At 33.9% G+C, this 25,363-nt stretch carries 20 protein-coding genes and 1 tRNA gene; 17 read left to right on the forward strand and 4 right to left on the reverse strand.

What is annotated here, in order from left to right:
• The first annotated feature begins 189 nt into the window (after positions 1-189).
• Both AAEO59_RS08400 and AAEO59_RS08405 read left to right on the forward strand, forming a co-directional pair.
• Positions 190-1,098, forward strand: a complete 909-nt coding sequence (locus AAEO59_RS08400; RefSeq protein WP_341700289.1) for a DUF4349 domain-containing protein — start codon at positions 190-192, stop codon at positions 1,096-1,098.
• A gap of 353 nt (positions 1,099-1,451) precedes the next feature.
• The gene (locus AAEO59_RS08405) at positions 1,452-1,832 is read left to right on the forward strand and encodes a DoxX family membrane protein (RefSeq protein ID WP_341700290.1); all 381 of its coding nucleotides are present in this window, start codon (positions 1,452-1,454) and stop codon (positions 1,830-1,832) included.
• Between the two features lie 60 nt (positions 1,833-1,892).
• Here the strand turns inward: AAEO59_RS08405 and lpdA are convergent, their stop codons facing one another.
• On the reverse strand, positions 1,893-3,296 hold the full coding sequence (gene lpdA, locus AAEO59_RS08410) for a dihydrolipoyl dehydrogenase (protein WP_341700291.1): 1,404 nt from the start codon (positions 3,294-3,296) through the stop codon (positions 1,893-1,895).
• 287 nt (positions 3,297-3,583) lie between these two features.
• On the opposite strand from lpdA, the gene AAEO59_RS08415 reads away from it, so the two are divergent.
• Positions 3,584-5,755 (forward strand): S9 family peptidase, encoded by a 2,172-nt coding sequence (locus AAEO59_RS08415; protein WP_341700292.1) that lies wholly within the window; start codon positions 3,584-3,586, stop codon positions 5,753-5,755.
• A gap of 103 nt (positions 5,756-5,858) precedes the next feature.
• Here the strand turns inward: AAEO59_RS08415 and AAEO59_RS08420 are convergent, their stop codons facing one another.
• Both AAEO59_RS08420 and AAEO59_RS08425 read right to left on the reverse strand, forming a co-directional pair.
• Complete coding sequence (locus tag AAEO59_RS08420) at positions 5,859-6,806, reverse strand: class I SAM-dependent methyltransferase (protein WP_341700293.1); 948 nt, start codon at positions 6,804-6,806, stop codon at positions 5,859-5,861.
• A gap of 140 nt (positions 6,807-6,946) precedes the next feature.
• On the reverse strand, positions 6,947-9,853 hold the full coding sequence (locus AAEO59_RS08425) for an FAD-binding and (Fe-S)-binding domain-containing protein (protein ID WP_341700294.1): 2,907 nt from the start codon (positions 9,851-9,853) through the stop codon (positions 6,947-6,949).
• 430 nt (positions 9,854-10,283) lie between these two features.
• Between AAEO59_RS08425 and AAEO59_RS08430 the strand changes: the two genes are divergently transcribed.
• The 13 genes from AAEO59_RS08430 (at position 10,284) to AAEO59_RS08490 (ending at position 23,416) form a co-directional block, all read left to right on the forward strand.
• Positions 10,284-11,843 (forward strand): glycoside hydrolase family 10 protein, encoded by a 1,560-nt coding sequence (locus tag AAEO59_RS08430; RefSeq protein ID WP_341700295.1) that lies wholly within the window; start codon positions 10,284-10,286, stop codon positions 11,841-11,843.
• Positions 11,830-13,098 carry an MFS transporter gene (locus AAEO59_RS08435; protein ID WP_341700296.1) on the forward strand — a complete coding sequence of 423 codons (1,269 nt, stop codon included), beginning with the start codon at positions 11,830-11,832 and terminating at the stop codon, positions 13,096-13,098. The genes AAEO59_RS08430 and AAEO59_RS08435 overlap by 14 nt, the downstream gene beginning before the upstream one ends.
• 134 nt (positions 13,099-13,232) lie before the next feature.
• Positions 13,233-14,831 (forward strand): glycoside hydrolase family 3 protein, encoded by a 1,599-nt coding sequence (locus AAEO59_RS08440; protein ID WP_341700297.1) that lies wholly within the window; start codon positions 13,233-13,235, stop codon positions 14,829-14,831.
• 134 nt (positions 14,832-14,965) lie between these two features.
• Positions 14,966-15,604 carry a peroxiredoxin gene (locus tag AAEO59_RS08445; protein ID WP_341700298.1) on the forward strand — a complete coding sequence of 213 codons (639 nt, stop codon included), beginning with the start codon at positions 14,966-14,968 and terminating at the stop codon, positions 15,602-15,604.
• Between the two features lie 159 nt (positions 15,605-15,763).
• A complete protein-coding gene (locus AAEO59_RS08450; RefSeq protein WP_341700299.1) occupies positions 15,764-16,072 on the forward strand; it encodes a thioredoxin family protein in 309 nt (102 codons plus the stop codon).
• Positions 16,073-16,112: 40 nt separating this feature from the next.
• Positions 16,113-16,370 carry a DUF6952 family protein gene (locus tag AAEO59_RS08455; protein ID WP_341700300.1) on the forward strand — a complete coding sequence of 86 codons (258 nt, stop codon included), beginning with the start codon at positions 16,113-16,115 and terminating at the stop codon, positions 16,368-16,370.
• A gap of 185 nt (positions 16,371-16,555) precedes the next feature.
• Positions 16,556-17,053 (forward strand): thiol peroxidase, encoded by a 498-nt coding sequence (gene tpx, locus AAEO59_RS08460; RefSeq protein WP_341700301.1) that lies wholly within the window; start codon positions 16,556-16,558, stop codon positions 17,051-17,053.
• Between the two features lie 10 nt (positions 17,054-17,063).
• Positions 17,064-17,438: a diacylglycerol kinase gene (locus tag AAEO59_RS08465; RefSeq protein WP_341700302.1), complete on the forward strand. Its 375-nt coding sequence runs from the start codon at positions 17,064-17,066 to the stop codon at positions 17,436-17,438.
• A gap of 22 nt (positions 17,439-17,460) precedes the next feature.
• Positions 17,461-19,923 (forward strand): DNA translocase FtsK, encoded by a 2,463-nt coding sequence (locus AAEO59_RS08470; protein ID WP_341700303.1) that lies wholly within the window; start codon positions 17,461-17,463, stop codon positions 19,921-19,923.
• Positions 19,924-19,927: 4 nt separating this feature from the next.
• Positions 19,928-20,569 carry a LolA family protein gene (locus tag AAEO59_RS08475; RefSeq protein WP_341700308.1) on the forward strand — a complete coding sequence of 214 codons (642 nt, stop codon included), beginning with the start codon at positions 19,928-19,930 and terminating at the stop codon, positions 20,567-20,569.
• Between the two features lie 7 nt (positions 20,570-20,576).
• Positions 20,577-22,034, forward strand: a complete 1,458-nt coding sequence (locus tag AAEO59_RS08480) for an LptF/LptG family permease (protein ID WP_341700304.1) — start codon at positions 20,577-20,579, stop codon at positions 22,032-22,034.
• 5 nt (positions 22,035-22,039) lie between these two features.
• Positions 22,040-23,173 carry a 3,4-dihydroxy-2-butanone-4-phosphate synthase gene (gene ribB, locus AAEO59_RS08485; RefSeq protein WP_341700305.1) on the forward strand — a complete coding sequence of 378 codons (1,134 nt, stop codon included), beginning with the start codon at positions 22,040-22,042 and terminating at the stop codon, positions 23,171-23,173.
• Positions 23,174-23,331: 158 nt separating this feature from the next.
• Positions 23,332-23,416 (forward strand) — tRNA-Ser (locus tag AAEO59_RS08490).
• A 116-nt stretch (positions 23,417-23,532) separates the two neighbouring features.
• On the opposite strand, the gene AAEO59_RS08495 is transcribed toward AAEO59_RS08490, so the two are convergent.
• On the reverse strand, positions 23,533-24,750 hold the full coding sequence (locus tag AAEO59_RS08495; protein WP_341700306.1) for a Glu/Leu/Phe/Val dehydrogenase dimerization domain-containing protein: 1,218 nt from the start codon (positions 24,748-24,750) through the stop codon (positions 23,533-23,535).
• Positions 24,751-24,926: 176 nt separating this feature from the next.
• On the opposite strand from AAEO59_RS08495, the gene AAEO59_RS08500 reads away from it, so the two are divergent.
• Positions 24,927-25,244 carry an Lrp/AsnC family transcriptional regulator gene (locus tag AAEO59_RS08500; RefSeq protein WP_341700307.1) on the forward strand — a complete coding sequence of 106 codons (318 nt, stop codon included), beginning with the start codon at positions 24,927-24,929 and terminating at the stop codon, positions 25,242-25,244.
• Positions 25,245-25,363 lie beyond the last annotated feature (119 nt).

A 25,363-nucleotide genomic window follows, 5' to 3' on the forward strand; every position in this document is an offset into this window, starting at 1 on the left:
AAATTTTAAAAAGTAAAATTACAATAAAAAAGATAGCTTCTCTAGAAGAAATTACATAAAACGAACCAATAGTTAAATTATTATTAAAAGAGATTTTTCGTACTAAAACCTCCTATATTTGATATGAAATTCCGATCTGAAATTTCGCAAACAAACCAACAAAAATCATCCACTTTAAAAATCAAATCTATGAACAAAATTGCAAAAAGTAGTTTGGTACTATTAACTTTCTCTTCGTTAATAATTAGTTGTAAAAAAAGTGAAGCACTTTCGGAGGAATCCGCAGCCCCTACAAGTGTTGTTACAGCAGCCAGAGACAGTATTTCCTCATCGGCCGCGGTTGAAAAAGAAGGCAGTGACAGAAAATTTGTCCGTACAGCAGATATTAAATTTAAAGTAAAAAATGTAACTCAAACCACCTATGCCATTGAGAATATTACCAATAAATTTGATGGTTTTGTAACTTATACCAATTTACAAAGTAACGTTATCGATGAATTTGAAACCAAAATAAGTCAGGACAGCACACTTGAAACAACCCGATACAATGTAGAAAACAACATAACCATCCGGGTTCCTAATAAACGCCTGGATACTGTTATTAAATGCATTGCAAAACAAATTGACTTTCTAAATTACCGCGTCATAAAAGCAGATGATGTTTCATTAAAAATGCTTTCAAACCAGCTCGCACAAGAAAGAAGCACTAATAAAGAAAAAAGAGTAGAAAAAGCGATTGACACCAAAGGCAAAAAAATCAATGATGTTATAAGTGCCGAAAATGATTTGGCCAACCAAAAAGAACAAAAAGATTTGGCCAAATTAGAAAACCTATCGATGCAGGATCAAATCAATTTCAGTACTTTGACCATTCAAATTTACCAAGACGAATCTGTAAAACAAGCAATGGTTGCCAATACTAAAGATTATAATTACTACAAACCTAATATTGGGATACGCCTATTGGATTCATTAAAAACAGGATGGAATGTACTTCTTGACATTATTGTATTCTTTGTTCAAATTTGGTGGTTAATCGCATTAAGTGCTTTAGGATTTTTCCTTTTCAAAAAGTATTACCAAAAAGAAAACGTATAAAAAATTCCTTCTAATGAGTTATCAAATAATGATTGTACTAAATTAATTTTAGTGCAATCAAAACCAGACCCAAATCCATAGATTTTCTTTTATTCCGCAAAACAAAGTAGTAATTGATTATCAAATTAACATTATTACAAATAATAATTACCTATTTTAATAAAAACAAGTTCTTTTTTTTGTAAATTTACAATACATCAGAAAAACTTAATAACATTTAATTACAAGTACATGTATAATCAAAATTCGTTTTCCTGATGCTTACGGTTATCCGGGGAGCGTTAATGCAAAAATGAAAGTGACGAACCGCAACATATTTTTTTTGATTTGTTAACCATTAAACCTAATATATCATGAAAATTGCAACCCTTATTGTTCGTACGCTCATGGGAGCCATATTTCTATGTACTTCTATTAGTTATTTTTTAAACTTAAACCCCGAAACGGCTTCTACAGGAGACTTTAAAGCTTTTCAAGTAGGATTGATAGCTTCAACCTATTTGATGCCATTAGCTAAAACCGTGGAATTCCTATGTGGATTATCTTTTGTTTTTGGAAAATTTACTACACTAGCCAATATTGTTATTTTTCCTGTAATTATCAATATTCTATTAATTAATTATTTTTTAAGACCTACTGATTTACCTATAGCGGTTGCTGTTTTTGCTGGAAATTTATTCCTTATTTACAGTCATTGGCAAAATTATAAAGGATTATTTAAAATGAATGGATAAAATACAAAACCCGTTCCAATAACAATCGGAACGGGTTTCTTTTTATAGTAAGCTATTCTTTTAAACGTGAATTGCTCTGTTTTCAGTTGCTGCTAAAGCCGCTTCTTTTACCGCCTCCGCAAATGTTGGATGCGCGTGAGACATTCTCGAAATATCCTCAGCAGAAGCTTTGTATTCCATCGCCACAACAGCTTCAGCAATTAAATCAGCTGTTCTTGCACCAATCATGTGAACACCAAGAACCTCATCCGTTTTAGCATCCGCTAAGATTTTCACAAAACCATCTAAATCAGCACTTGCTCTCGCACGTCCTAAAGCTTTAAATGGGAAACTTCCTGATTTGTAAGCGACACCAGCTGCTTTTAATTGCTCTTCTGTTTGTCCAACAGCTGCAACTTCCGGCCACGTATAAACTACACCAGGAATTAAGTTATAATCGATATGTGGTTTTTGACCTGCTAAGATTTCAGCAACCATAGTTCCTTCTTCTTCCGCTTTATGAGCCAACATCGCACCACGCACAACATCACCAATTGCATAAATATTAGAAGCCGAAGTTTGCAAATGATCATTTACCTCAACCTGACCTCTTTCAGATATCTTAACTCCAGCAGCCTCAGCATTTAATCCATCCGTATAAGGACGACGACCAACAGAAACTAATGAATAATCTCCTTCAAGAGTAATTACTTCACCTTTAGCATTTTCAGCTTTCACAGTAACAACATCTCCCGCTCTTTCTACTGATTGTACTTTGTGAGAAGTATAGAATTTCATTCCTTGTTTTTTCAACACTTTTGTCAATTCTTTAGACAAAGCTCCATCCATTCCTGGAATAATTCTGTCCATGAATTCCACTACAGAAACCTGAGCCCCAAGACGTAAATAAACTTGTCCTAACTCAATTCCGATAACTCCTCCACCAATGATTACAAGGTGTTTTGGTACTTCTGTCAAACTTAAAGCTTCAGTAGAAGTAATAATTCTCTCTTTATCTATTTTGATAAATGGTAAAGAAGACGGTTTAGAACCTGTAGCAATGATTGTATGTTTCGCTTCAATAGTTTCAGAAGTTCCATCTGCCTTTGCAATAGCAACATGCGTAGCATCTACAAAAGAACCTAAACCATTAAAAACAGTAATCTTATTTTTATCCATCAAGTAGTTAATTCCACCAGAAGTTTGATCAACAACTGCTTTTTTACGAGCAATCATTTTCTCTAAATTAACTTTTACTTCTCCTGAAACTTCGATTCCGTGATCAGCAAAATGAGCGATTTCAGCATAATGGTGTGAAGAAGACAACAAAGCTTTTGAAGGAATACATCCTACATTTAAACAAGTTCCTCCTAATGTGGAATATTTTTCGATAATAGCTGTTTTGAAGCCTAGTTGTGCACAACGAATCGCTGATACATATCCTCCAGGTCCAGAACCTATAACGACTACGTCAAATGAATTCATAGTATATTTTATTTTTAATTATTTTTAAATGTCGAAGAGCAAAAGTAGGGAATTCTACTTGGTTTAAAGTTTAAAGTTCTGGATATTTTGTTATAAAATGACAAAAAATATCAATTTCAAAAAAAGCTCCAATATTATATTACATTATTTTATCTTCAATCAAATCATATTATTTAAACCAAACTTTAACAATATTATAACAAAATAAAGCCAAGAATCAGAATTACACAAGCTGATACTGAATACCAATTTCCTACTTTTGTAAGCAAACTAAAAAATCTACTTTGATGAAAAAATACATTTTAGGATTTATAGTAATGGGAAGTTTTGCTACAGCCCAAAATTTAACTATAGATGAAACAGTAACTGGTCCTCGAAAATATGCACCTTTTACTCAAATTGCCCAACAATGGCGAAAAGACAGTAAATCTATCAGCTTTTTAAGTGCTGATTATACTAGTTTAAGAGAAAAAAGAGCAGATAATGGTTGGAGAGCTACCACTTTGGTTACCAAATCAGAATTGGAAACGGCGCTTAAAGACAAAATACCAACAGATGTTTTTAGTTTAAAAATGTTTCCTTACGAAATAGAATGGAAAACTGCTTCTACATTTGACGCAGCTATTAGCGGAAGCAAAAACAACTATAAAGTAACCTATGATATAAACAGTAAAAAAATAACACAGGTTATTCCTTCTCCAAAAGAAGCCGGTCAACTAAAAATTGCATCCAACAACAATATCGCCTGGACTAAAGAGAATAATATTCGAATTACTACCGAATCAGGAACTATAATTGAAGTAACTAATGATACAAATAAAGGTATTGTTAATGGTTCTGATTATGTGCATCGTCAGGAATTTGGAATTAACAACGGAATCTGGTGGAATGAAACAGGAACTCAATTAGCTTTCTACCGAAAAGACGAAACGATGGTGGGCGATTATCCTATTATTAACTGGAACGAACGTGAAGCTGTAAACAACAATATCAAATACCCAATGGCGGGTATGACCAGTGAAAATGTAACTTTGGTCGTATTTGACGTTGCTTCCAAAAAAAGCATCACATTACAAACCGGAGAACCTAAAGAGCAATATCTCACTATGGTAACCTGGGATCCATCCGGAAAATTCATTTATATTGGAATTTTAAACCGAGAACAAAATCATTTAAAATTGAATCAATATAATGTTCAAACAGGAGCATTTGTAAAAACATTATTGGAAGAAAAAGCAGCTACCTGGATAGAACCGCAGCACGCGCTGACATTTGTACCAAAACAAACCAATCAATTTATTTACCAAACCGATTTTTACGGTTACAACCAAATGTTTTTGTACAATACCGATGGAAAATTGGTTAAAAACTTAGGCTATAAAGACGTTATCGTAAAAGAAATTCTGGGATTTGATCCTACCGCTACAAAAGTAAATTACATTGGAGTAACAAATAGCGGTTTAGAGACACAATTATTTCAGGTAGATTTAAAATCAGGAAAAACAACACAATTAACTTCTGTACCTGGTGTTCACACGGCATCAATTTCATCAGACGGAACTTTAATTTTGGATCAATACAGCAATACAAATACTCCAAATGTGATTTCGGTTTTAGAAACTAAAAACCCTTCAAAAGAAACACTTGTACTAAAAGCTGAAAATCCATTTAACGGTAAAATTGATTTGCCTAAAATAGAAATGGTTGATTTGGTTTCTGCTGATGGAAAAACGCCTCTACACGGTAGAATAATTTATCCTAAAAATTTTGATGCAACAAAAAAATATCCGGTAATGGTTTATTTATACGGAGGTTCTCACGCTCAATTAGTAAACAACAAATGGCTTACTGGCGCTGGTTATTTTGATTTGTACATGGCGCAACAAGGTTATATAGTATTTACGATGGACAACCGCGGAAGTGATAATCGCGGAAAGAAATTCTGCGATGTGAATCACCGACAATTAGGCGTTAACGAAATGGCCGACCAAATGAAAGGGATCGAATTCCTGAAATCAAAATCTTTTGTCGATGCTGATAAAATTGGAGTATTTGGATGGAGTTTTGGTGGTTATATGACAACCACTTTAATGACAAACCAAGCTGATACATTTAAAGTAGGTGTTGCCGGAGGCCCAGTAATCGACTGGAAATATTATGAAGTTATGTATGGCGAAAGATATATGGATACTCCACAGGAAAACCCAGAAGGGTATGCTAAAACTTCTTTAATAGACAAAGCAAAAAACTTAAAAGGTCGATTATTAATCATTCATGGTGCTCAGGATCCGGTTGTAGTGCAACAAAACAGTATGAATTTTATTGAAGCCTGCATCAAAGCTGGAAAACAAGTCGATTATTTCTTATATCCTAACCACGAACATAATGTAGGCGGTTATGACAGAATTCACATGTATGCTAAAATTGCTGATTATTTTAATACCCATTTGAAAAAATAAACAGCATTTAAAACTATAAAATCCCGTCCTTTTCTAATTAGGACGGGATTTTTTTATGTTTTACATATAAAAATCAATTGAAACAAGACATAAGACTTTTTACTTATTTTTTTCTTAGAATAAATGCGCAGGCATCTCCTAAATCTTTTTGATTTAACTCTTTAGTTTGTTGTTTGAATGATTGTATTTGATCCGCTGAAAAAATAGAACTATTTGCTTTAGGATCAGTTAGCGGAATATTTTTCAAATAACGTTCACTTCCTAAAAACTGAAATACTGTTGCGTCATAAATTACTTTTTCTACTTTCAATCCTGTTTTTTCTGCTAAGTATTGTATACTTTCTTGGGAATGTAAAAAAAAGTGTCTAGGAGCATCTAGTTGTACCCAATTTTCTTTATAGTGCTGCCAGGCATATGAAGAAACGGTAGGAATTCGGATTATGCAATAGCCATTTTGATGGAGCAAGTTAGATACTGATTGAAGAGTTTCCAATGGGTCTGACATATGTTCAAAGGAGTGATGAAACATGATAACATCGTATTTCTCTTTGACATCATGGATTGCTTTTTTATAGATATTTAAATTGTTCTTGTATTGAATGTCTTTTTCTAAGTAGGGATCAATCCCAGTTAGCTTATTTAATCCCAATTTTTGAAGCAACAAAAGAAATTTTCCGCTACCACAACCAACGTCAAGTATGCTAGTATTTTTTGTTATTGAAATTTCAGAAAGACTATTAAGATGCAAGTTTGTACTTGGTAAATAGTTCAACAATAGTTTCCCTATAAATCCCTTTTTAAAAATGACATAGCGGTCTCTTGTCTTTTTTATGATTTCATTCAACTTCGATTTTGCATAAGGAAATGTAGTGGTATAACTGTAATAATTAGACGGATAATATTTGTTCATATTATCTGGTATATCCGCTATTTGTAGACACTGGCATTGTTGACACTGAAAATATAAAAACTCATCTCTGAATCCAAACATCATTTCTTTAACTTTATATTGTTCCAGATTAGTAGTATTTCCACAAATTTTACATTCCATACAGGGGTTATTATAAGTTGATTTTATTTTTTTTTTACTTTTTCTTTTGGCTCATTTATTTGCAATACCCTTTATCAATAAAACAAAGGAGAAGCTTGGTTTAATTGCATTACACAAAAAAATATTCTAACTGACTTTTTTTACTTCAAACAACTTTTCAAAATCGTCACCGGATGTTGAGCCTCACGACTGGTTCCGTCAAAAATCTGATGACGGCAAGAAGTTCCAGCAGCTGAAATGGCCACATTTTCATCGGTGGCTCTAATCTTTGGGAATAAGGTATCTTCCCCCATTTTCATACTAATATCATAATGTTCGGCTTCGTAACCAAAAGAACCTGCCATCCCACAACAACCGGAATTATAAATAGTAACGCTATTATTTTTTGGGACATTCAGCATTGTAAAAGTTGCTTCGACCGTGCTCAACGATTTTTGATGGCAATGTCCGTGAATTTTAATTTGTTTTTCCTTAGTCGAAAACTGTCCGGCATGGATATGTCCGACCAAAATTTCTTTTTTGAAAAATTCTTCAATGGTAAAAACATTTTTAGCCAATTGTTGCGCTTTTTCCTTGTCCTCAGCCAGTCGTAAATATTCATCTCTGAAAGTTAAAATCGCCGACGGTTCGATTCCTATCAAGGGGCAATCGCTGGTAATAATTGAAGCAAAAGTCGCCACATTTTTTACAGCTATCATTTTAGCCTCTTCCAGAAAACCTTTGGACAAATAGGCTCTTCCGCTTTCTTCGTGTTCTACTGTAATCACTTCATAACCTAAAGAAGTCAACAATTCGAAAGCATCAATACCAACATTCACATCATAATAATTGGTAAATTCATCACAAAACAAGACTAGCTTTTTAGAATTGTTATTGCTATTAACTTTATTATTACTCAACCATTTTCTAAACGTTTCTTTGGCCAAATGCGGTACGGTTCGTTCCGGAGCAATTCCCATTGCTTTTTTTACTAATCCAAGATTAGAAATTGCATTAGTCAACGAAGGGAACATACTTCCCATTTTGTTCATTTTAGCATTGTTGGCAAACAATTTATTGCGCAATGAAAAACCATTAGTTTTTTGGTATTGGTACAAAAATTCGGCTTTTAAAGTTGCCACATCAACATTAGACGGACATTCACTGGCACAGGCTTTACAACTCACACACAATTCAAAAACCTCGTATAATTCCTTATGATTGAATTTATTTTCTTTGTCCGAATGCGTTAAATATTCACGTAACGCATTTGCTCTGGCTCGAGTAGTATCTTTTTCATCTCTCGTCGCACGATAACTCGGACACAAAGTTCCTCCTGCCGAAGGTAATTTTCGGCAATCACCGGAACCGTTGCATTTTTCAGCAGCTCTTAAAATCCCCAAACTATCCGAAAAATCCTGAATGGTTTTGATATCCGGTTCTACTCTGCCCGCTTCAAAACGGAAATTTTCGTCCATTTTCAAAGCATTGACAATTTTTCCCATATTCAACACCGAATTCGGGTCGAAAGCTAATTTCAGTCTTTTGAGCAGTTCGTAGTTTTTTTCGCCAATCATAAAGGGCAAAAACTCTCCACGTACAATTCCATCTCCATGTTCCCCACTCAAAGAACCTCTATATTTTTTAACGATATGAGCTACTTCGGTGGCAATATTTCGAAACTGATAAACGCCTTCTTTGGTCTTTAAATTCAACACCGGACGTAGGTGCAATTCTCCTGCTCCTGCATGCGCATAATAAATCGCCGATTGTCCGTGACGTTCCATCATCGCCGAAAAATCGGCTATATAATTAGGTAAATCACTCAATTCTACTGCGGTATCTTCAATAGAATCGGCCGCTTTATCATCGCCAACGATACTTCCTAAAAGTCCCAAACCGGCTTTACGCAATTCGTTTACTTTTTCAATATCGGCTCCGTATAATTTTGGCGAAGCATACCCAAAATTAGCAACTTCTAAATCTCGTATTAAATCATCCGCTTGTTTTTCGGCTTCCTCCATACTAATGTAGGAACCTACTTCAAACATCATAATCGCTTTGGGTTCGCCCTGAATAAAGAAACGGTTTTTACTCTGCTCTTTGTTGTGTTTGGTACAATCCAAAATGGTATCATCAATCATTTCGCAGGTATACAAATGATGCTTCATGGCCACCATAACCGCCTCCAAACTTTCCTGAATACTGTCAAAATGCGTCACCACCATAATATTATTTGACGGTGGTAAATCATCCACTTTCAAAGTCACTTCGGTAGTAATTGCCAAGGTTCCTTCGCTTCCGCAAAGTAATTTGCCCACATTTATCGTAGGTTCCGTTCCGCCAAACAAATCCGATTGCAACAACACATCTACCGCATAACCGGTATTGCGTCGATGGATTTCAGGTTTTGGAAATTCTTTAATTATTTCCTGCTGATGGGCTTCATTGGATAACTCTTCATAAAGCTTTCTATAGATAGCACTTTCTAAAGAATCTCCTTTGGTTTTTTCCAAAAATTCCGCTGAAGTAATGGTATTAAAAATGGCTTTAGAACCATCAGCCAGCACGGCTTTAATTTCCAAAATTTTATCCCGGGTAACTCCGTATCGTATAGAAGTTGTTCCTGAAGAGTTGTTTCCTACCATTCCTCCAATCATACAACGATTAGAAGTAGATGTATTAGGACCAAAAAATACCCCATGAGGCTTTAAATACAAATTCAACTCATCCCGAATCACTCCCGGTTGTACTGTTACTGTTTTATTTTCAGCATCAAAGCCAATAATTCGGGTAAAATATTTCGATACATCCACCACAATACCGTCTCCAATAGTTTGTCCTGCCAAAGAAGTACCGGCAGTTCGGGGAATCAAAGTAGTTTTATGTTCATTGGCAAATTTTACCAAACGAACGATGTCTTCTACCGATTTAGGCAAGGCCACCGCCAAAGGAATGATACGATAAGCCGAAGCATCCGTAGCATATAAAGTTTTATGAAGATTATCAAATAAAAGTGTTCCTTCTAACGATTGGGCTAATTGCTCTAAAGCTTGTGAATTAGACATAACAGCGTGCTTTTTGGTGTATTTTTAATAGCGTTTTAAAAAATTATTTGACAAATATAAAGATATCCGTTTTTAAAAAATACAAATAAACTATTTAATATTTTTAGCATTTTAATTATTAAAAATTGCTGAATCATTTTACTGCAAATGCGCAAATTTGAAAATATTTTTCTAGTTGTATTCATCGCCTTTGGCAATATTTATACATCAAAGCTTATAAAATTACTTACATCATGAAATTTTAATTAGTTTTAAAATTTGAGGTTATTAAAACAATCTATATGTTTTTAACTGAAAGAAAAAAACAGTACTTTTTGTTTTGGCAAAAAAATTGTAATACTTAAAACAACAGGAAAATTAATCCTAATTTATCTGCTAAACTTCGCTAAAAAAACTATTTTTGGTAACTGTTAAAAAAACAACTTTTTCAATGAGTCACAAAATTCTAATTTGCTTATTTCTCTCGGTTTTATCGCTTTCTTTTGGCTTTTGCCAAACACCAAAAACTACTAATCCAAAAAACGAATTCAGAGCTGTTTGGATTGCAACTGTTGCCAATATTGACTGGCCAATAAAAAACACTGATGCTGTCGAAAAACAAAAAACCGATTTCATTGAAATTTTAAATACCTATCAAAAACTGAATTACAATGTGGTCATAGTGCAAATTCGCTCTTGCGGAGATGCTATGTATCCTACTAATTTAGCGCCTTGGTCTAAATATTTAACTGGAAAACAGGGGCAGGCTCCTACTCCATTTTATGACCCGTTAGAATGGATGATTAATGAAGCACATCAAAGAGGTTTTGAGTTCCACGCTTGGTTCAATCCTTATCGTGCATCAATGGATTTGAACACAGCTGAATTAAGCCGAAGCCACGATATCATCAAGCATCCGGAATGGATGATTAAATATGAAGGTAAATACTATTACAATCCGGCTTTACCTGAAGTTCAGTCATTTTTAATTAGTGTAATCGAAGAAGTTGTGACTAAATATGATATTGATGCTGTACATTTTGACGACTATTTTTACCCATATAGAGTACCCGGAAAAGCTTTTAATGACATAGCTTCGTATAAAAAATATTCAAAAGGTATGGGACATGAAGATTGGCGCCGTGACAATGTCAATACTTACCTAAAAAACACTTACGCAGCTATTAAAAAAATTAAACCTTGGGTTCAATTTGGCATTAGTCCTTTTGGTGTTTGGAGAAACAAATCAGTAGACCCAAAAGGATCTGACACACAGGCAGGACAAACCAATTATGATGATTTGTACGCCGATCCAATGGCCTGGATGGAAGGAAATTATATCGATTATCTTTTACCTCAATTGTATTGGAGCATCGACCATCCGAAAGCTTCTTATGCCAAATTATCTAAATGGTGGTCAGAAAACACTAATAAAAATGCCGCGCTTTACATTGGAAACGGAAGCTATAAAATCAACACCGATTCGGATAAAAAATGGTTCAATCCAAATGAAATTCCAAACCAAATTGACCTGACACGTGGTTTTTACAATATTAAGGGAAATGCTTTTTTCAGTGCCAAAGCTTTTGTTAACAAAAACGATGCGGTTACTCAATTGCTAAAAGAGAACCAATACCAATATCCGGCCTTACCTTATGTGGTACCAAATTCCAGAAGAGAAGTTCTTGATATTCCTGCTATTAGTAATATCAACAACCAAAATGACAGTACAGAAGTTACACTTAGATTTCCAACACAAAGTAAAATTCGCTATGTTATCGTTTACGGTACAACAAATAAAAATCTGATTAATGTAAATGACCCAAGTCAGATTATAAACAAAATAGCGTTTAAAGAAACTAAAGACAGCATCGCTATCAAAATACCAAAACTCTATTTGGAAAAACACAATAATTGTGCATTAACTTTTGTGGATTATTTTGGAAATGAAAGCCAGGCCACTTTATTAAAAGTAAATAATAAAAACTTAAAAACGAATGAAGACAGATAATCAACCATGGTATTGGATTCCTTTATTAAATTTTGCTTCGGGGTTCCCGTATGTAATTATCATTTCAGTTTCGGTATTAATGTACAAAAACCTTGGAATCAGCAATGAAGATATTGGTTTATATACCAGCTTATTATACCTACCTTGGGTAATAAAACCTTTATGGAGTCCGTTTATTGACCTTCATGGCACCAAAAGAAAATGGTTTTTAATTATGCAATTGCTTATTTCGATTGCCTTTTTAATTGTTGGATTTATTATTCCAACCAGTCAGTTTTTCATTTTGAGTTTAGCTATTTTTTGGGTCGCAGCCTTTGCTTCGGCATCGAATGATGTAGCCAGTGACGGTTTTTATTTATTGGCTTTGACTAAAGATCAGCAATCTTTCTTTTTAGGAATCCGAAGCACATTTTACAGAGCATCGATGCTTACCGGAAACGGACTAATTATTCTTTTGGCTGGTTATTTGGAAAAAGAATTTGGTGACAACCAAAAAGCCTGGTCTTATACGATGATTTTAGTTGGTTTAGTGATGTCTTTTTTAACGGTTTATAACTATTTTGCTACACCAAAAACCGAATTAGCAGTTCCAAAAAAAGAAACTGAAGAGAAAAATTTCGCTACTGTTTTTGCTGATTTTTTTAAGAAAAAGCAAATCGGACTAATTCTGGCTTTTATCCTTTTATTCCGTTTGGGAGAATCACAATTATTAAAAATGCTGACTCCGTTTTTAGTTGATAAAACGGATGTTGGCGGATTGGGATTAGAAACCGAAGATGTTGGAATCATCTACGGAACCTTCGGATTGATTGCGCTTACTATTGGTGGAATCTTGGGTGGAATAGCCATTTCTAAACAGGGTTTAGGAAAATGGATGCTACCAATGATTTTAACCATGCATTTGCCTATTATTGGTTTCATTTTACTTGCTCATTTTCATCCGGCTTCAGTTTACTACGTTTATGCGGTAGTTATTTTAGAACAGTTTGGCTATGGATTCGGTTTTGCCGCCTTTATGATGTATTTGATTTATGTTGCTGAAGGCGAATCGAAAACTTCCCATTATGCCATTGCTACCGGTTTTATGGCTTTGGGAATGATGCTTCCAGGAATGCTTAGTGGCTACATTCAGGAATACTTAGGATATGGTAATTTCTTTATTTGGGTATTTCTGGCTACTATTCCAGGATTAATTTTGTCAAGATTCATAGAATTTCCTAAGGATTTTGGTAAAAAGACAGAAGAAAAAAAATAAATGGGACACAGATTTCACTGATGCAACAGATAAACACAGATTTTTTTTTTTACACTTAAAATAATTAATCTGTAAAATCCTTTTAATCTGTGGTTAAAAATTTAATTCGCATAGCGAATAATTAAAAAAGATCAATGACATTAGAACAAAAAATAGGACAATTCTTTTTTCCTGCGGTTTTTATAAATGACACTGAAGAAAACATTCAGGCAACTGAAGAATTAATTAAAAAATACAATATTGGCGGATTGACATTTTTTCACAGTCGCGCCAGTGCTGCAACGAATTACGAAGCCAAGCAGAAAATCACTTTTAACGATGATAGTTATGCCCGTTTAAAAGAATTAATTATTCGTTATCAAAAATGTGCTACTACTCCCCTTTTAATGAGCATTGATGCCGAATGGGGATTAGCCATGCGAGTGGAAAAAACACCACAATATCCTTATGCCATTACGCTGGGAGCTTTGCCAGAAGAGCAAAAAGGATTGGTTTACGAAGTAGGAAAACAAATCGCCTTAGACTTAAAATCGGCTGGGATTCATTATAATTTAGCTCCATTGGCCGACATCAACAACAATCCAAATAATCCGGTTATTGGGTATCGTTCTTTTGGTGAAAACAAAGAAAAAGTAGCCGATTTTGCATTGGAATATTTACGCGGAATGAGTGATGCCGGTGTTTTAGGATGTTTAAAACATTTTCCGGGTCATGGAAATACCAATGTCGATTCGCATTTGGGATTGCCTGTTTTAGAAGAAAACTTAGAACAATTGTTGGCTAACGAATTGTATCCTTTTATCAAAGGAATTGAAAACAATGTCGACTCCATTATGATTGGACATTTGGCGGTGCCAGCTTTGAATGAAGGGAAAAATACTTCGGCAACCTTGTCGCAAAATATCATTCAGAAATTGCTGAGAGAACAATTAGGATATGATGGTTTGGTTATTTCGGATGCGTTGAACATGCACAGCGTTTCCAAATTATATGAAACAAAAGGCCAACTGGAATGGGAAGCTTTCAATGCCGGAAACGATGTACTTTGTTTTGCCGAAAATGTTCCCGAAGGAATTCAGGCGATTTTAGAAAATGCTTCTCCGGAAAGAATTGAAGAGAGTTTCAATCGAATTATCAAATGCAAGGAAAAAGTAGGTTTATTCCATTTGGAACAAGAAAACAACTACACTCTGAATTTTGAAAAGGCCTCTCAACTCAATAAACAAATTGCCAAATTCAGTATTACTAAAATTCGGGATCAAATTGATTTTGAAACCATCAAAAATGCCAGTCAGGAACAAAATATTGCGTTGCTTTCTTTATATAAATCAGCCAATAATGATTTTGCAAGCATGATTCAGGCGGCTTTAAACTGTGCCGAAATAAGCATTGAATCGGTTGAAGATATTGATTTTCAAGTTTTGGAAAATGAACTTAACAATTTTGAATATCTTGCTATTGCTCTATTTGTTCCAAAAGCCAAACCATTAAATCGTTTTGAAATTGATGAAGTTGTTTTCAATTTATTAGAAAAACTATTACTAACTAAAAAGTGTATGATTTATATTTTTGGAAATCCTTATGTATTGCCGTTAATTCCTAATTTGAGTAAGGCTGTAAAATTAGTCCAGGTATATCAGGATTTTAGAGAATTCCAAACTTATGCCGCACATCAATTTTTATCGGATTCAGAATGCTCAGGAAAATTACCCGTTGCTATTGAACTTCAATAAAATAAACATTTGAAAAGCATTAAAATAGTTAAACTTTATCGTTAAATAAATATTAATAATCAACTACTATTAAAAAAAGTCTTTTTTAGATTTACTTTTGCATCAAACAAATAATAACTTTTAAAATAAATAATATGTCTTTAGTAGGAAAAAAATTCCCAAGTATTGCAGTTGACGCCATTTCTGAAATGGGTGATAACTTAAAAATCAACATCTTTGAAGAAGCAGTAAACAACAACAAAAAAGTACTTTTATTCTGGTACCCAAAAGATTTTACCTTTGTTTGTCCAACTGAATTACACGCTTTTCAAGCAGCTTTACCAGAATTTGAAAAAAGAAACACAATCGTAATTGGTGCTTCATGTGACACTAACGAAGTTCACTTTGCATGGTTAAACACTCCAAAAAACAACGGAGGAATCGAAGGTGTAACTTACCCACTTTTAGCAGATACAACTAGAAACTTATCTAGTATCTTAGGAATTTTAGATATCGAATCTTCTGAGTATAATGAAGAAACTGATACTGTACTTCTTGAAGGTTCTAACGTAACTTACAGAGCTACATACTTAATTGACGAAACTGGAAAAATTTTCCACGAAAGCGTAAACGATATGCCATTAGGACGTAACGTTAACGAGTACTTACGTATGGTGGATGCTTACACGCACATCCAACAAAAAGGTGAAGTTTGTCCTGCTAACTGGGAAGCTGGTAAAGAAGCTATGACTGCTGACAGAAACAGTACTGCTGCTTACTTAAGCGCTAACTAAGAAATAAAATTTCCAAATTTTAAAAATTCCAAATTCCAATTTTGGGATTTGGAGTTTTTTCTAAAACAATCACTAACATTCCAAAAAAAAGAATTTACCAAATTCAATCGCAAGATTTGGAATTTGGAATTTATAATGTTGGAATTTAAATTAAAAGATATGTTAATCGAATTAAATGAAGATACTTTAGCCAATTTAGTGGCTGAAAACGAAAAAGTTGTAGTTCAATTTTCGGCTTCATGGTGTGGAAATTGCCGTATTATGAAACCAAAATTCAAAAAACTGGCTACAGAAAACGAAGCAATCACTTTTGCACTTGTTGATGCTGAAAATTTTCCGGAATCAAGAAAATTAGCTAATGTAAGTAACTTACCAACCTTTGCTACTTTCGTAAACGGAAAATTGGTAAACGAAACTCAAACTAACAAACAGGAAGTTTTAATTGACTTAGTAAACGAAATTGTTTAACAAATCGATTCAATACTTCTAATTTCTAACTTCTCACTTTATGAAATTACCCGTAATAAAACACTTAACACAGTTTATCGAAGAAAACGATCAGGATTATATCATCGAAACTATCGAAGTTCTGGAAGCTTTGACCGAAGTTTCTTCTTTGAAAGACGAAGAATTAGATGTGATCGGTGAATTAATTTCGAATATGTACGGCGCTTTAGAAGTTCACAAGTTAATTCAAAACGGAACTGACAAGAAAGAAGCGCTCAACAGTTTTATGAAAAGAGTATTAGGCTCTATAGATAAATAGTCCTTTTCAAACCCTAAAAATAGCTTAAAAATGCCTCTTAACGAGTTGCATTTTTTTGCGTTTAAAGCTATTTCTCAATCTTTCATTGAGTTAAAACCTTTCCTTTATTGATTTAAAATCTTAAATCAGAAATCCTTATTCTTAAATAATTTTCATACTTTTGAGCCTCATTAAAAAATTTAATTATGGCTTCAATTACATTAGGAGGAAATCCAATAAACACTGCAGGTGAATTACCAAAAGTAGGTACAAAACTTGCTGATTTCAAATTAGTAAAAAACGATCTTTCTGTTGCTTCTTTAAGCGATTTTGACGGAAAAAAATTAGTTTTAAATATCTTCCCTAGTATCGATACCGGAACTTGTGCTACTTCAGTAAGAAAATTTAACGAAGCTGCTGCTAAATTAGACAACACTACTGTATTGTGTATCTCAAGAGATTTACCATTTGCTCAAAAACGTTTTTGTGGAGCTGAAGGAATCGAAAATGTAGTTAATTTATCTGACTTTCAAGAAGGATCTTTCGGAAAAACAAACGGTTTAGAAATCGTTGACGGACCTTTGAAAGGATTACACTCAAGAGTATTAATTGTTGCAGACGCGGACGGAACAATTTTACACACAGAGCAAGTTGCAGAAATTGCTAACGAACCAAATTACGAAGCTGCCTTAGCGGTACTTTAATCTTTAATAAATGGCTTTTCAAAAAGATAATACCTTTATTACTGGTAGATTTAAAAGTGTTGGCTTTGCCGTAAAAGGTGCCATAAAGCTCATCACTACCGAACACAGTGTGATGGTTCAATCATCATTAGGAGTAATCCTTACTATAGCAGGTTTTATTCTTGGATTTAATCAAACGGAATGGTTATTTCAAACTTTTGCTATTGGATTAGTTTTAAGTATTGAAGGATTGAATACTGCAGTTGAAAAAATTGCCGATTTTATTCATCCGGATTACCACGAAAGAATTGGTTTTATAAAAGACATTGCGGCTGGTGCTGTTTCTTTTGCAGCATTGACAGCGATAATTATTGGTTTAATAATATACGTACCTCACTTCATTTAAGAGGTTTAGTTACATTAATAGAATGGCAAAAACAACAAAAAAAGAGACTTTAGACCCGAACAACAATTCCAAAACTAAAGTTTTTAAATCATGGGAAATGTCTAAACAGCATAAAACTATTTTAGGCTGTTTGCTCATCTTATTCTCTATAGCTTTATTAGTTGCTTTTGTATCTTTCTATGTTTATGGACAAGAAGATCAAAGTGCAGTTCTTGAATTATCAAACAGAACTGAAATAGTTAAAAATTGGCTGGGGAAGTTTGGTGCTTACCTGGCCAATTTAATCGTTTACCAAGGATTTGGACTAGCTTCATTTCTTTTTGTTCGTTTGTTATTCTTAAGCGGAATCTTTTTAATCCTTGGACTTTCGGCAAGAAAGCTAAAAAACATCTGGTTTTGGGATTTATTTGTAATGATTAATTTATCCGTTCTATTAGGCTTTTTTGCAACTTCATTACCTGAATTAGGTGGAATCATCGGTTACGAATTGAATTTATTCTTACAAGATTACATTGGTAAAACCGGAACACTGTTGCTACTCATCTTTGGCTTAGTTATTTATGTTATTTTCAAAATGAAATTATCTCCTGAAAAGATTCAGTCTTTTTTTGAAAACAACAAAAAAGAAATTACCCCTGTAGAAGATAACAGTATCACAGACAACAGTTCAATATCTGATAGTGCTTATAATCTGGAAGAATTTGCTGTACCTGAAGAAGAAGAAATTATTGAAGAACCGGTTGTTGAAAAAATTCCTGAATTCAAATTATCTCAATTTGAAATCAATAAAGAAGCGCTAAAACCGACAATTAATCATGCTTCAGAAATTAATTTAGATCCTATTTCTAAATCACTTCCTGTTGAAAAAGTTGCTGCCGTTCCTGTAACAATAAATGAAGATTTTGTAATCGAAGCCGCTTCTGAGGAAGAAGTAGTTGAAGAAAACTTAGCAGCCCGTTTGGTTTCTGATTTTGGCTTGTTTGACCCAACATTGGACTTATCAAACTATAAATTCCCAACCATTGAATTATTAAAAGAATATTCAACCGGAGGAATTACTATCAATCAGGAAGAGTTAGAAGAAAATAAAAACCGAATTGTAGATACACTTCGCAATTACAAAATTGAAATTGCACAAATTAAAGCTACGGTAGGTCCTTCGGTAACTTTATACGAAATTGTTCCTGAAGCAGGTATCCGAATTTCTAAGATTAAAAGCTTAGAAGACGATATTGCCTTATCACTTTCAGCACTTGGAATTCGCATCATTGCTCCTATTCCTGGGAAAGGAACCATTGGTATCGAGGTACCTAACAAGACTCCTACTATGGTTTCCATGAAAAGTGTTATTGGTTCGGCTAAGTTTCAAGAAGCTGAAATGGAACTTCCTGTTGCACTGGGAAAAACCATTTCTAACGAAACTTTTGTTGTTGATTTAGCCAAAATGCCGCACCTATTGATGGCTGGAGCTACCGGACAAGGAAAATCGGTCGGATTGAATGCGGTTTTAACTTCGCTTTTGTACAAAAAACATCCTGCCGAAGTAAAATTTGTATTGGTTGATCCTAAAAAAGTAGAGCTTACTTTATTCAATAAAATTGAAAGACATTATCTGGCAAAACTTCCGGATGTGGAAGATGCCATCATTACTGATAATGCTAAAGTAATCAACACGCTAAATTCACTTTGTGTGGAAATGGACAATCGTTATTCTTTATTAAAAGATGCGATGGTTCGTAACATCAAAGAGTACAATGAAAAATTCAAATCCAGAAAATTAAATCCTGAAAACGGTCACCGATTCCTACCATATATTATTTTAGTAGTCGATGAGTTTGCCGACTTAATTATGACTGCCGGTAAAGAAGTCGAAGTCCCTATTGCCCGTTTAGCTCAGTTAGCCCGTGCTATTGGAATCCACTTGATTATTGCTACACAAAGACCATCGGTAAACGTAATTACTGGTTTAATTAAAGCCAATTTCCCTGCCCGAATTGCTTTTAGAGTAACTTCTAAAATCGACTCCAGAACAATTCTAGACACACAGGGAGCCGATCAGTTGATCGGTCGTGGAGATTTATTATATACTAACGGAAATGATGTCGTTCGTGTACAATGTGCTTTCATCGACACTCCGGAAGTGGAAAAAATCACTGATTTTATTGGTTCCCAAAAAGCTTACGCTACTGCATATCTATTACCTGAATACGTTGGGGAAGAAAATGGCATTAATCTTGATATTGATATTTCCGAAAGAGATGCATTGTTTAGAGAAGCTGCCGAAATTATTGTAAACGCGCAACAAGGATCGGCCTCTTTGTTACAGCGAAAACTAAAATTAGGCTACAACAGAGCCGGCCGATTAATTGATCAACTAGAAGCTGCCGGGATTGTGGGACCTTTTGAAGGTAGTAAAGCCCGAGCTGTAAACATTCTGGACATGCACGCTCTTGATCAATTTTTTAATAATGAAGAAAATAATTAATACAATGAAAAAGTTTATCCAAATTACATTTATCCTATTTATCACTTTCACAACTCAAGCACAAGACAAAAAAGCAAAAAGCCTTTTAGACCAAGTTACTGCTAAAGTAAAAAGCTATAATAATATTGTAATTGATTTTAAATACTCACTTAATAACAGTAGAGAAAATATCAATCAGGACAGTAAAGGAAATGTAACCCTAAAAGGAAATCAATATGTATTGAACTTTATGGGAATGACTAAAATTTTTGACGGAAAAAAAACATACACAATTGTTCCTGAAGATGAAGAAGTAAACATTTCCTCAGTAAATGAAAAAGATGACAATGCCGTAACCCCATCTAAAATGCTTACTTTTTTCAATAGTGGTTACAAATATTCTATGGACATTTTACAAAATGTAAAAGGTAGAAAAATTCAATATATCAAATTAATTCCAACTAACGCTAAAGACCAAAGAAAAGAAATTCTTTTAGGAATTGATGTGCAAACAAAACACATTTACAACCTAATTGAAACGGGTAAAAAAGGAACTAAAACTACATTAACCGTTAATTCTTTTAAAACCAACCAACCTTTGTCAAAAAATCAATTTACCTTTGTAGCTAGTAAATACCCAAATTACTACATCAATAAATTAGATTAAGCTTTACGTGAAAATACTCGATAAATACTTATTAAAAACATTTCTGATTACATTTACCACGGTATTTGTAATCTTGTTTTTTATATTCATATTGCAAACTATTTGGCTCTTCATTGCTGAGCTGGCTGGTAAAGATCTTGATGTCCCATTAATTATCAAGTTTTTACTTTTTTCTATGCCAAGAATCATCCCGTTAGTTTTACCTCTTTCGGTACTACTATCCTCAATTATGACTTTTGGTAATCTAGCCGAAAACTACGAGTTTGCTGCCATGAAATCTTCTGGAATTTCTCTGCAAAGAGCCATGAGAGGACTTACTATATTTATAGTATTTCTTAGTGTAATTGCTTTCTTTTTTGCCAACAATGTGATTCCTTATGCCGAATATAAATTTATTAATTTCAGGAAAAACATTGCCCAATTAAAACCTGCAATGGCTATTACCGAAGGGCAATTTAGCGACGTGGGTTACTACAATATTAAAGTCAATAAAAAATCAGGAGAAAACGGAAATAAGCTTACCGGAATCACTATTCACAAAAAATCTATGAGTGGTGAAGGTGGAAAAACGGTAATTAAAGCAAAAAACGGCGAATTAATTAGTAGTGAAAAATCAAGTATTTTACAACTTGTACTTAACAATGGTAATTACTACGAAGATATTACTCCTAAAAAATTTGAGGACAGAAAGAAATATCCATTTGCCAAAAGCTCTTTCAAAAAATACATAATCAATATAGACCTGTCTCAACTGAATAAAGTTGATGTTGATGAAGAAAAAGTAACTAATTCAAATACGATGCTAACTGTAAATGAATTAAATTATACTTTGGATTCCTTAAATAAAAATTACAAAACTGAAATCGCTTCTTATTCTGAAAATATAAATCAACGAACTATTATTCAAGATAAGACTTTTGAGAATTTTTCTAATCCAAAATCAATAAAGCCAAAGAAAAAGTTACCATCTGATATTTTATCCCTATATGATAATCGTAAAAAAGTAGAAATACTTACTTCAGCAAGCAGTAATCTTAGTAGCATTGGCTACAGTATCGACGGAAGCAAGTTCAATTTAGAAGCCAAACAAAAAAGTATTAACAGTCACTTATTAGCTTTGTATGACAAATTCGTTATAGCTTACGCTTGTTTGATGATGTTTTTCATTGGCGCACCACTTGGCGCCATCATTAGAAAAGGAGGTTTAGGATTGCCTATTATTTTTGCTGTTTTAATATTTATAACTTTCCACTTCATTAATACTTTTGGTAAAAGATTTGCACAAGAAAACGGTATGACTCCTTTCATGGGTTCTTGGATGTCGTCAATGATATTAACACCTCTTGCTATACTCCTAACCTATCGGGCAACAAACGATATAGGTTTAATTAATATGGACGTGATTTTAGCACCCGTTCAAAAACTATTTCAAAAAATCATAGTTAACAAAAAAACAACTACCTAAAAAAAATGGTCGCAGATAAAATACAACTTAACACAATAGAAGAAGCAATAGAAGATATCCGTCAGGGAAAAATCATTCTGGTTGTTGATGATGAAGACAGAGAAAATGAAGGTGATTTTCTAGCAGCAGCCGAGAAAGTAACTCCTGAAATGATCAACTTTATGGCAACACATGGCCGTGGATTGATTTGTACTCCACTTACTGAAAAACGCTGTAAAGAATTAGACTTAAAACCAATGGTCACTAACAATACTGACCATATGGAAACTGCTTTTACAGTATCAGTCGATTTAAAAGGAAACGGAGTAACAACTGGTATTTCTGCTGCCGATAGAGCCATGACTGTGCTTTCATTAATAGATCCTAAAACAAAACCTCAAGATTTAGCGAGACCGGGACACATTTTCCCTTTAATTGCTAAGGAAGGTGGAGTTTTAAGAAGAACAGGACATACAGAAGCTGCGATAGATTTTGCAAGATTAGCAGGTTTTAAACCTGCAGGTGTAATCGTTGAAGTAATGAACGAAGACGGGACCATGGCTCGTTTACCGCAGTTGGTAAAAATCGCGGAAAAATTTGACATCAAAGTGGTTTCCATTGAAGCTCTCGTGGCTTACAGAATGCAACATGACAGCATCATCGTTAAAAAAGAAGATTTTGACATTAATACACGTTTTGGGACTTTTAGATTACGAGCCTACGAACAAATTACTAATAAACAAATTCATATTGCGCTAACCAAAGGAACTTGGAACACCGGAGAGCCTATCTTAACAAGAATCCACTCTTCTCAGGTTAATAACGATTTACTAGGTACTTTAACAAACAACGTTGACCAACAATTAGACGATATGTTTAAAATAATCAACGAAAATGGTCGTGGAGCCGTTATATTCATTAATCAGGATATGTCTGCGGTTAATTTACTGAATCGTATTACCGAACTGAAAGGATTACAAGCAGAAGGAACAATGAAGGCTCCAAAAGTAGTTATTGATATCAAAGATTACGGAATTGGAGCTCAAATATTACATGACATTGATATTTCTAAAATACGCTTAGTTTCAAATAGCACCCAAACTAAACGTGTAGGAATGATTGGTTATGGACTTGAAATCACCGAATATGTTAACTATTAAAACATAATTCCAGAACACAAAAAAGAAGTAACTCACAGATAATAAAACACTTAAATACAGCTACTAAAAAATAGCTGTTTTTTTATTCGAATATATTTTTTTATCCAAAAAAGCTTTTTATATTTGCACTCGCAATCAGAAAATGATAGCAACTTACTGGAGAAATGGCAGAGTGGTCGAATGCGGCAGTCTTGAAAACTGTTGACTGTAACAGGTCCGGGGGTTCGAATCCCTCTTTCTCCGCGAAAAGGACAACAAAACGCCGTAATACTTATGTATTACGGCGTTTTTTTTATACAAGACGAAACACTTATAGTTAACCAACTAAAATACTAACTATTTTTGGTTGGTTAACAAACTCAATTCATTAATTCACTAACAGAAAGTTCAAGAGCTTTCTGGGTAATATTGCAGCTATCGAAATGTTGTTTTCTAATACGTTCAAGAGCATTAAAAATAGTCACTGAAGCATCTTTAAAAATGGAAACATCTGTTATTTCTGCATCACCATTCATTAGGAAAGCAAATACTCTGGCCATTCCGCAATTAGCAATAAAATCAGGTATTACAGTCAATTGGTTATCAGCATACGCCAAGGTTTCTCCAAAAAATATTTCTTTGTCATTGAAAGGAACGTTTGCTCCACAGGAAATAATTTCCAAACCATTTTTTACTAAACGTTCTAATTGTGATTTTTCTACTAATCTAGACCCTGCACAAGGAACAAAAATATCCGCAGGAACATCCCAAATTGTTTTGTTAGCCGTTTCAAAATCAATTAATTGTTCATTAAGAAGTCCTTCTTTAAAAAACTTTTCTACTTCTTCTTTAGAAAAACCATCAGCATTAATCAAAGCGCCTCTGATATCAATAATTCCAACAATAATCACTCCTAATTGAGACAAATAATAACCGGTAGCAGCACCTACATTACCCCATCCCTGAATAATTGCTTTTTTACCCGCTAATTCTTTATCCCACAAATCATGATAATGCTTTATAGATTCTGAAACACCATAACCGGTAATCATATCAGCAATAGTAAACTTACCTTTTACATCTGGTGTAAATGCAGCATCTTCAATCACTTTAGAAACACCTAATCGAAGTTTGCCAATTTTATGAACTTTTTGAGCTTCATCCGGCTGATAATAACCATTAACAATTCCTTCCTGTGGATGCCATAAACCATAACCTTCAGTAATTGGGATTACATCATGAATTTCATCAACATTCATATCACCACCAGTACCATAATAACTCTTTAACAAAGGCATTACTGCACGATACCATCTTTTAAGAACCTCTTCTTTCCTAGGATCCTTAGGGTCAAAATTAATTCCTGATTTAGCTCCACCAATAGAAGGCCCTGAAACCGTAAACTTTATTTCCATAGTTTTTGCCAAAGAAACAACTTCTTGGCGATCTAATCCTACGCGCATTCGGGTTCCCCCGCCTGCAGCTCTACCTCGAAGTGAGTTAATTACCATCCAACCTTCTGCACCAAGCTCCTTGTCTTTCCATTCAAAAACAATCTCAGGTGCTGTTTCCTCAAATTTTTTGAGCAATTCCATCATTATTAATTTTTACTGTTGTTAATAAGCCAAAATTACCTGAAAAACACGCTAAAACACACCTTGCATCTACAAAATGAGTATTTCAAAGAAAATACAACAACAAAAAACTATTTTTAAAGAAAAAAGTCTAATTTTAGACATTGAAATATCCATAACACTTAATCTTTTTTCTGCACATGTCACTTACACTTGATACTATCGACAAAAAAATATTAAATATCCTTCAGGAAGATGGAAAAATAACTACCAAAGCATTGGCTGATCAACTAGGAATGACTACCACCCCTATTTTTGAACGCATCCGTCGAATGGAAAAACATGGCATTATAGACAAATATGTTTGTTTACTGCAACCCAAAAAAATAGACCGAAAACTCATTGTTTTTGCTTCAATATCAATAAAAAACCACGGAGTTATACATGTAGCTGATTTTATTAGAGAAATGAATAAAACTCCCGAAGTAATGGAGGTTTATCACATAGGAGGTAATTAGGCATATTCATAATACCTCAATCTATTGTTTTTCATAAAAATAGGTATTATATTAGAAGAAACAAACCCCGAAATTGCTCAAAAGGAGTCAAAAACGGGGTTTTCTTTTATAGTGTGATG

Source organism: Flavobacterium flavipallidum, assembly GCF_038289905.1.
In the GTDB taxonomy this organism is placed as follows: Bacteria; Bacteroidota; Bacteroidia; order Flavobacteriales; family Flavobacteriaceae; genus Flavobacterium; species Flavobacterium flavipallidum.

Excerpts from the sequence above, each read along its gene's own strand:
- AAEO59_RS08405 (WP_341700290.1), top strand. The coding sequence starts at position 1,452 with ATGAAAATTGCAACCCTTATTGTTCGTACGCTCATGGGAGCCATATTT.
- AAEO59_RS08435 (WP_341700296.1), top strand. The coding sequence starts at position 11,830 with ATGAAGACAGATAATCAACCATGGTATTGGATTCCTTTATTAAATTTT.
- AAEO59_RS08475 (WP_341700308.1), top strand. The coding sequence starts at position 19,928 with ATGAAAAAGTTTATCCAAATTACATTTATCCTATTTATCACTTTCACA.
- AAEO59_RS08495 (WP_341700306.1), bottom strand. The coding sequence starts at position 24,750 with ATGATGGAATTGCTCAAAAAATTTGAGGAAACAGCACCTGAGATTGTT.
- AAEO59_RS08470 (WP_341700303.1), top strand. The coding sequence starts at position 17,461 with ATGGCAAAAACAACAAAAAAAGAGACTTTAGACCCGAACAACAATTCC.
- AAEO59_RS08440 (WP_341700297.1), top strand. The coding sequence starts at position 13,233 with ATGACATTAGAACAAAAAATAGGACAATTCTTTTTTCCTGCGGTTTTT.
- ribB (WP_341700305.1), top strand. The coding sequence starts at position 22,040 with ATGGTCGCAGATAAAATACAACTTAACACAATAGAAGAAGCAATAGAA.
- AAEO59_RS08425 (WP_341700294.1), bottom strand. The coding sequence starts at position 9,853 with ATGTCTAATTCACAAGCTTTAGAGCAATTAGCCCAATCGTTAGAAGGA.
- AAEO59_RS08500 (WP_341700307.1), top strand. The coding sequence starts at position 24,927 with ATGTCACTTACACTTGATACTATCGACAAAAAAATATTAAATATCCTT.
- lpdA (WP_341700291.1), bottom strand. The coding sequence starts at position 3,296 with ATGAATTCATTTGACGTAGTCGTTATAGGTTCTGGACCTGGAGGATAT.
- AAEO59_RS08455 (WP_341700300.1), top strand. The coding sequence starts at position 16,113 with ATGAAATTACCCGTAATAAAACACTTAACACAGTTTATCGAAGAAAAC.
- AAEO59_RS08400 (WP_341700289.1), top strand. The coding sequence starts at position 190 with ATGAACAAAATTGCAAAAAGTAGTTTGGTACTATTAACTTTCTCTTCG.
- AAEO59_RS08420 (WP_341700293.1), bottom strand. The coding sequence starts at position 6,806 with ATGGAATGTAAAATTTGTGGAAATACTACTAATCTGGAACAATATAAA.
- AAEO59_RS08415 (WP_341700292.1), top strand. The coding sequence starts at position 3,584 with ATGAAAAAATACATTTTAGGATTTATAGTAATGGGAAGTTTTGCTACA.
- AAEO59_RS08450 (WP_341700299.1), top strand. The coding sequence starts at position 15,764 with ATGTTAATCGAATTAAATGAAGATACTTTAGCCAATTTAGTGGCTGAA.
- tpx (WP_341700301.1), top strand. The coding sequence starts at position 16,556 with ATGGCTTCAATTACATTAGGAGGAAATCCAATAAACACTGCAGGTGAA.
- AAEO59_RS08445 (WP_341700298.1), top strand. The coding sequence starts at position 14,966 with ATGTCTTTAGTAGGAAAAAAATTCCCAAGTATTGCAGTTGACGCCATT.
- AAEO59_RS08430 (WP_341700295.1), top strand. The coding sequence starts at position 10,284 with ATGAGTCACAAAATTCTAATTTGCTTATTTCTCTCGGTTTTATCGCTT.
- AAEO59_RS08465 (WP_341700302.1), top strand. The coding sequence starts at position 17,064 with ATGGCTTTTCAAAAAGATAATACCTTTATTACTGGTAGATTTAAAAGT.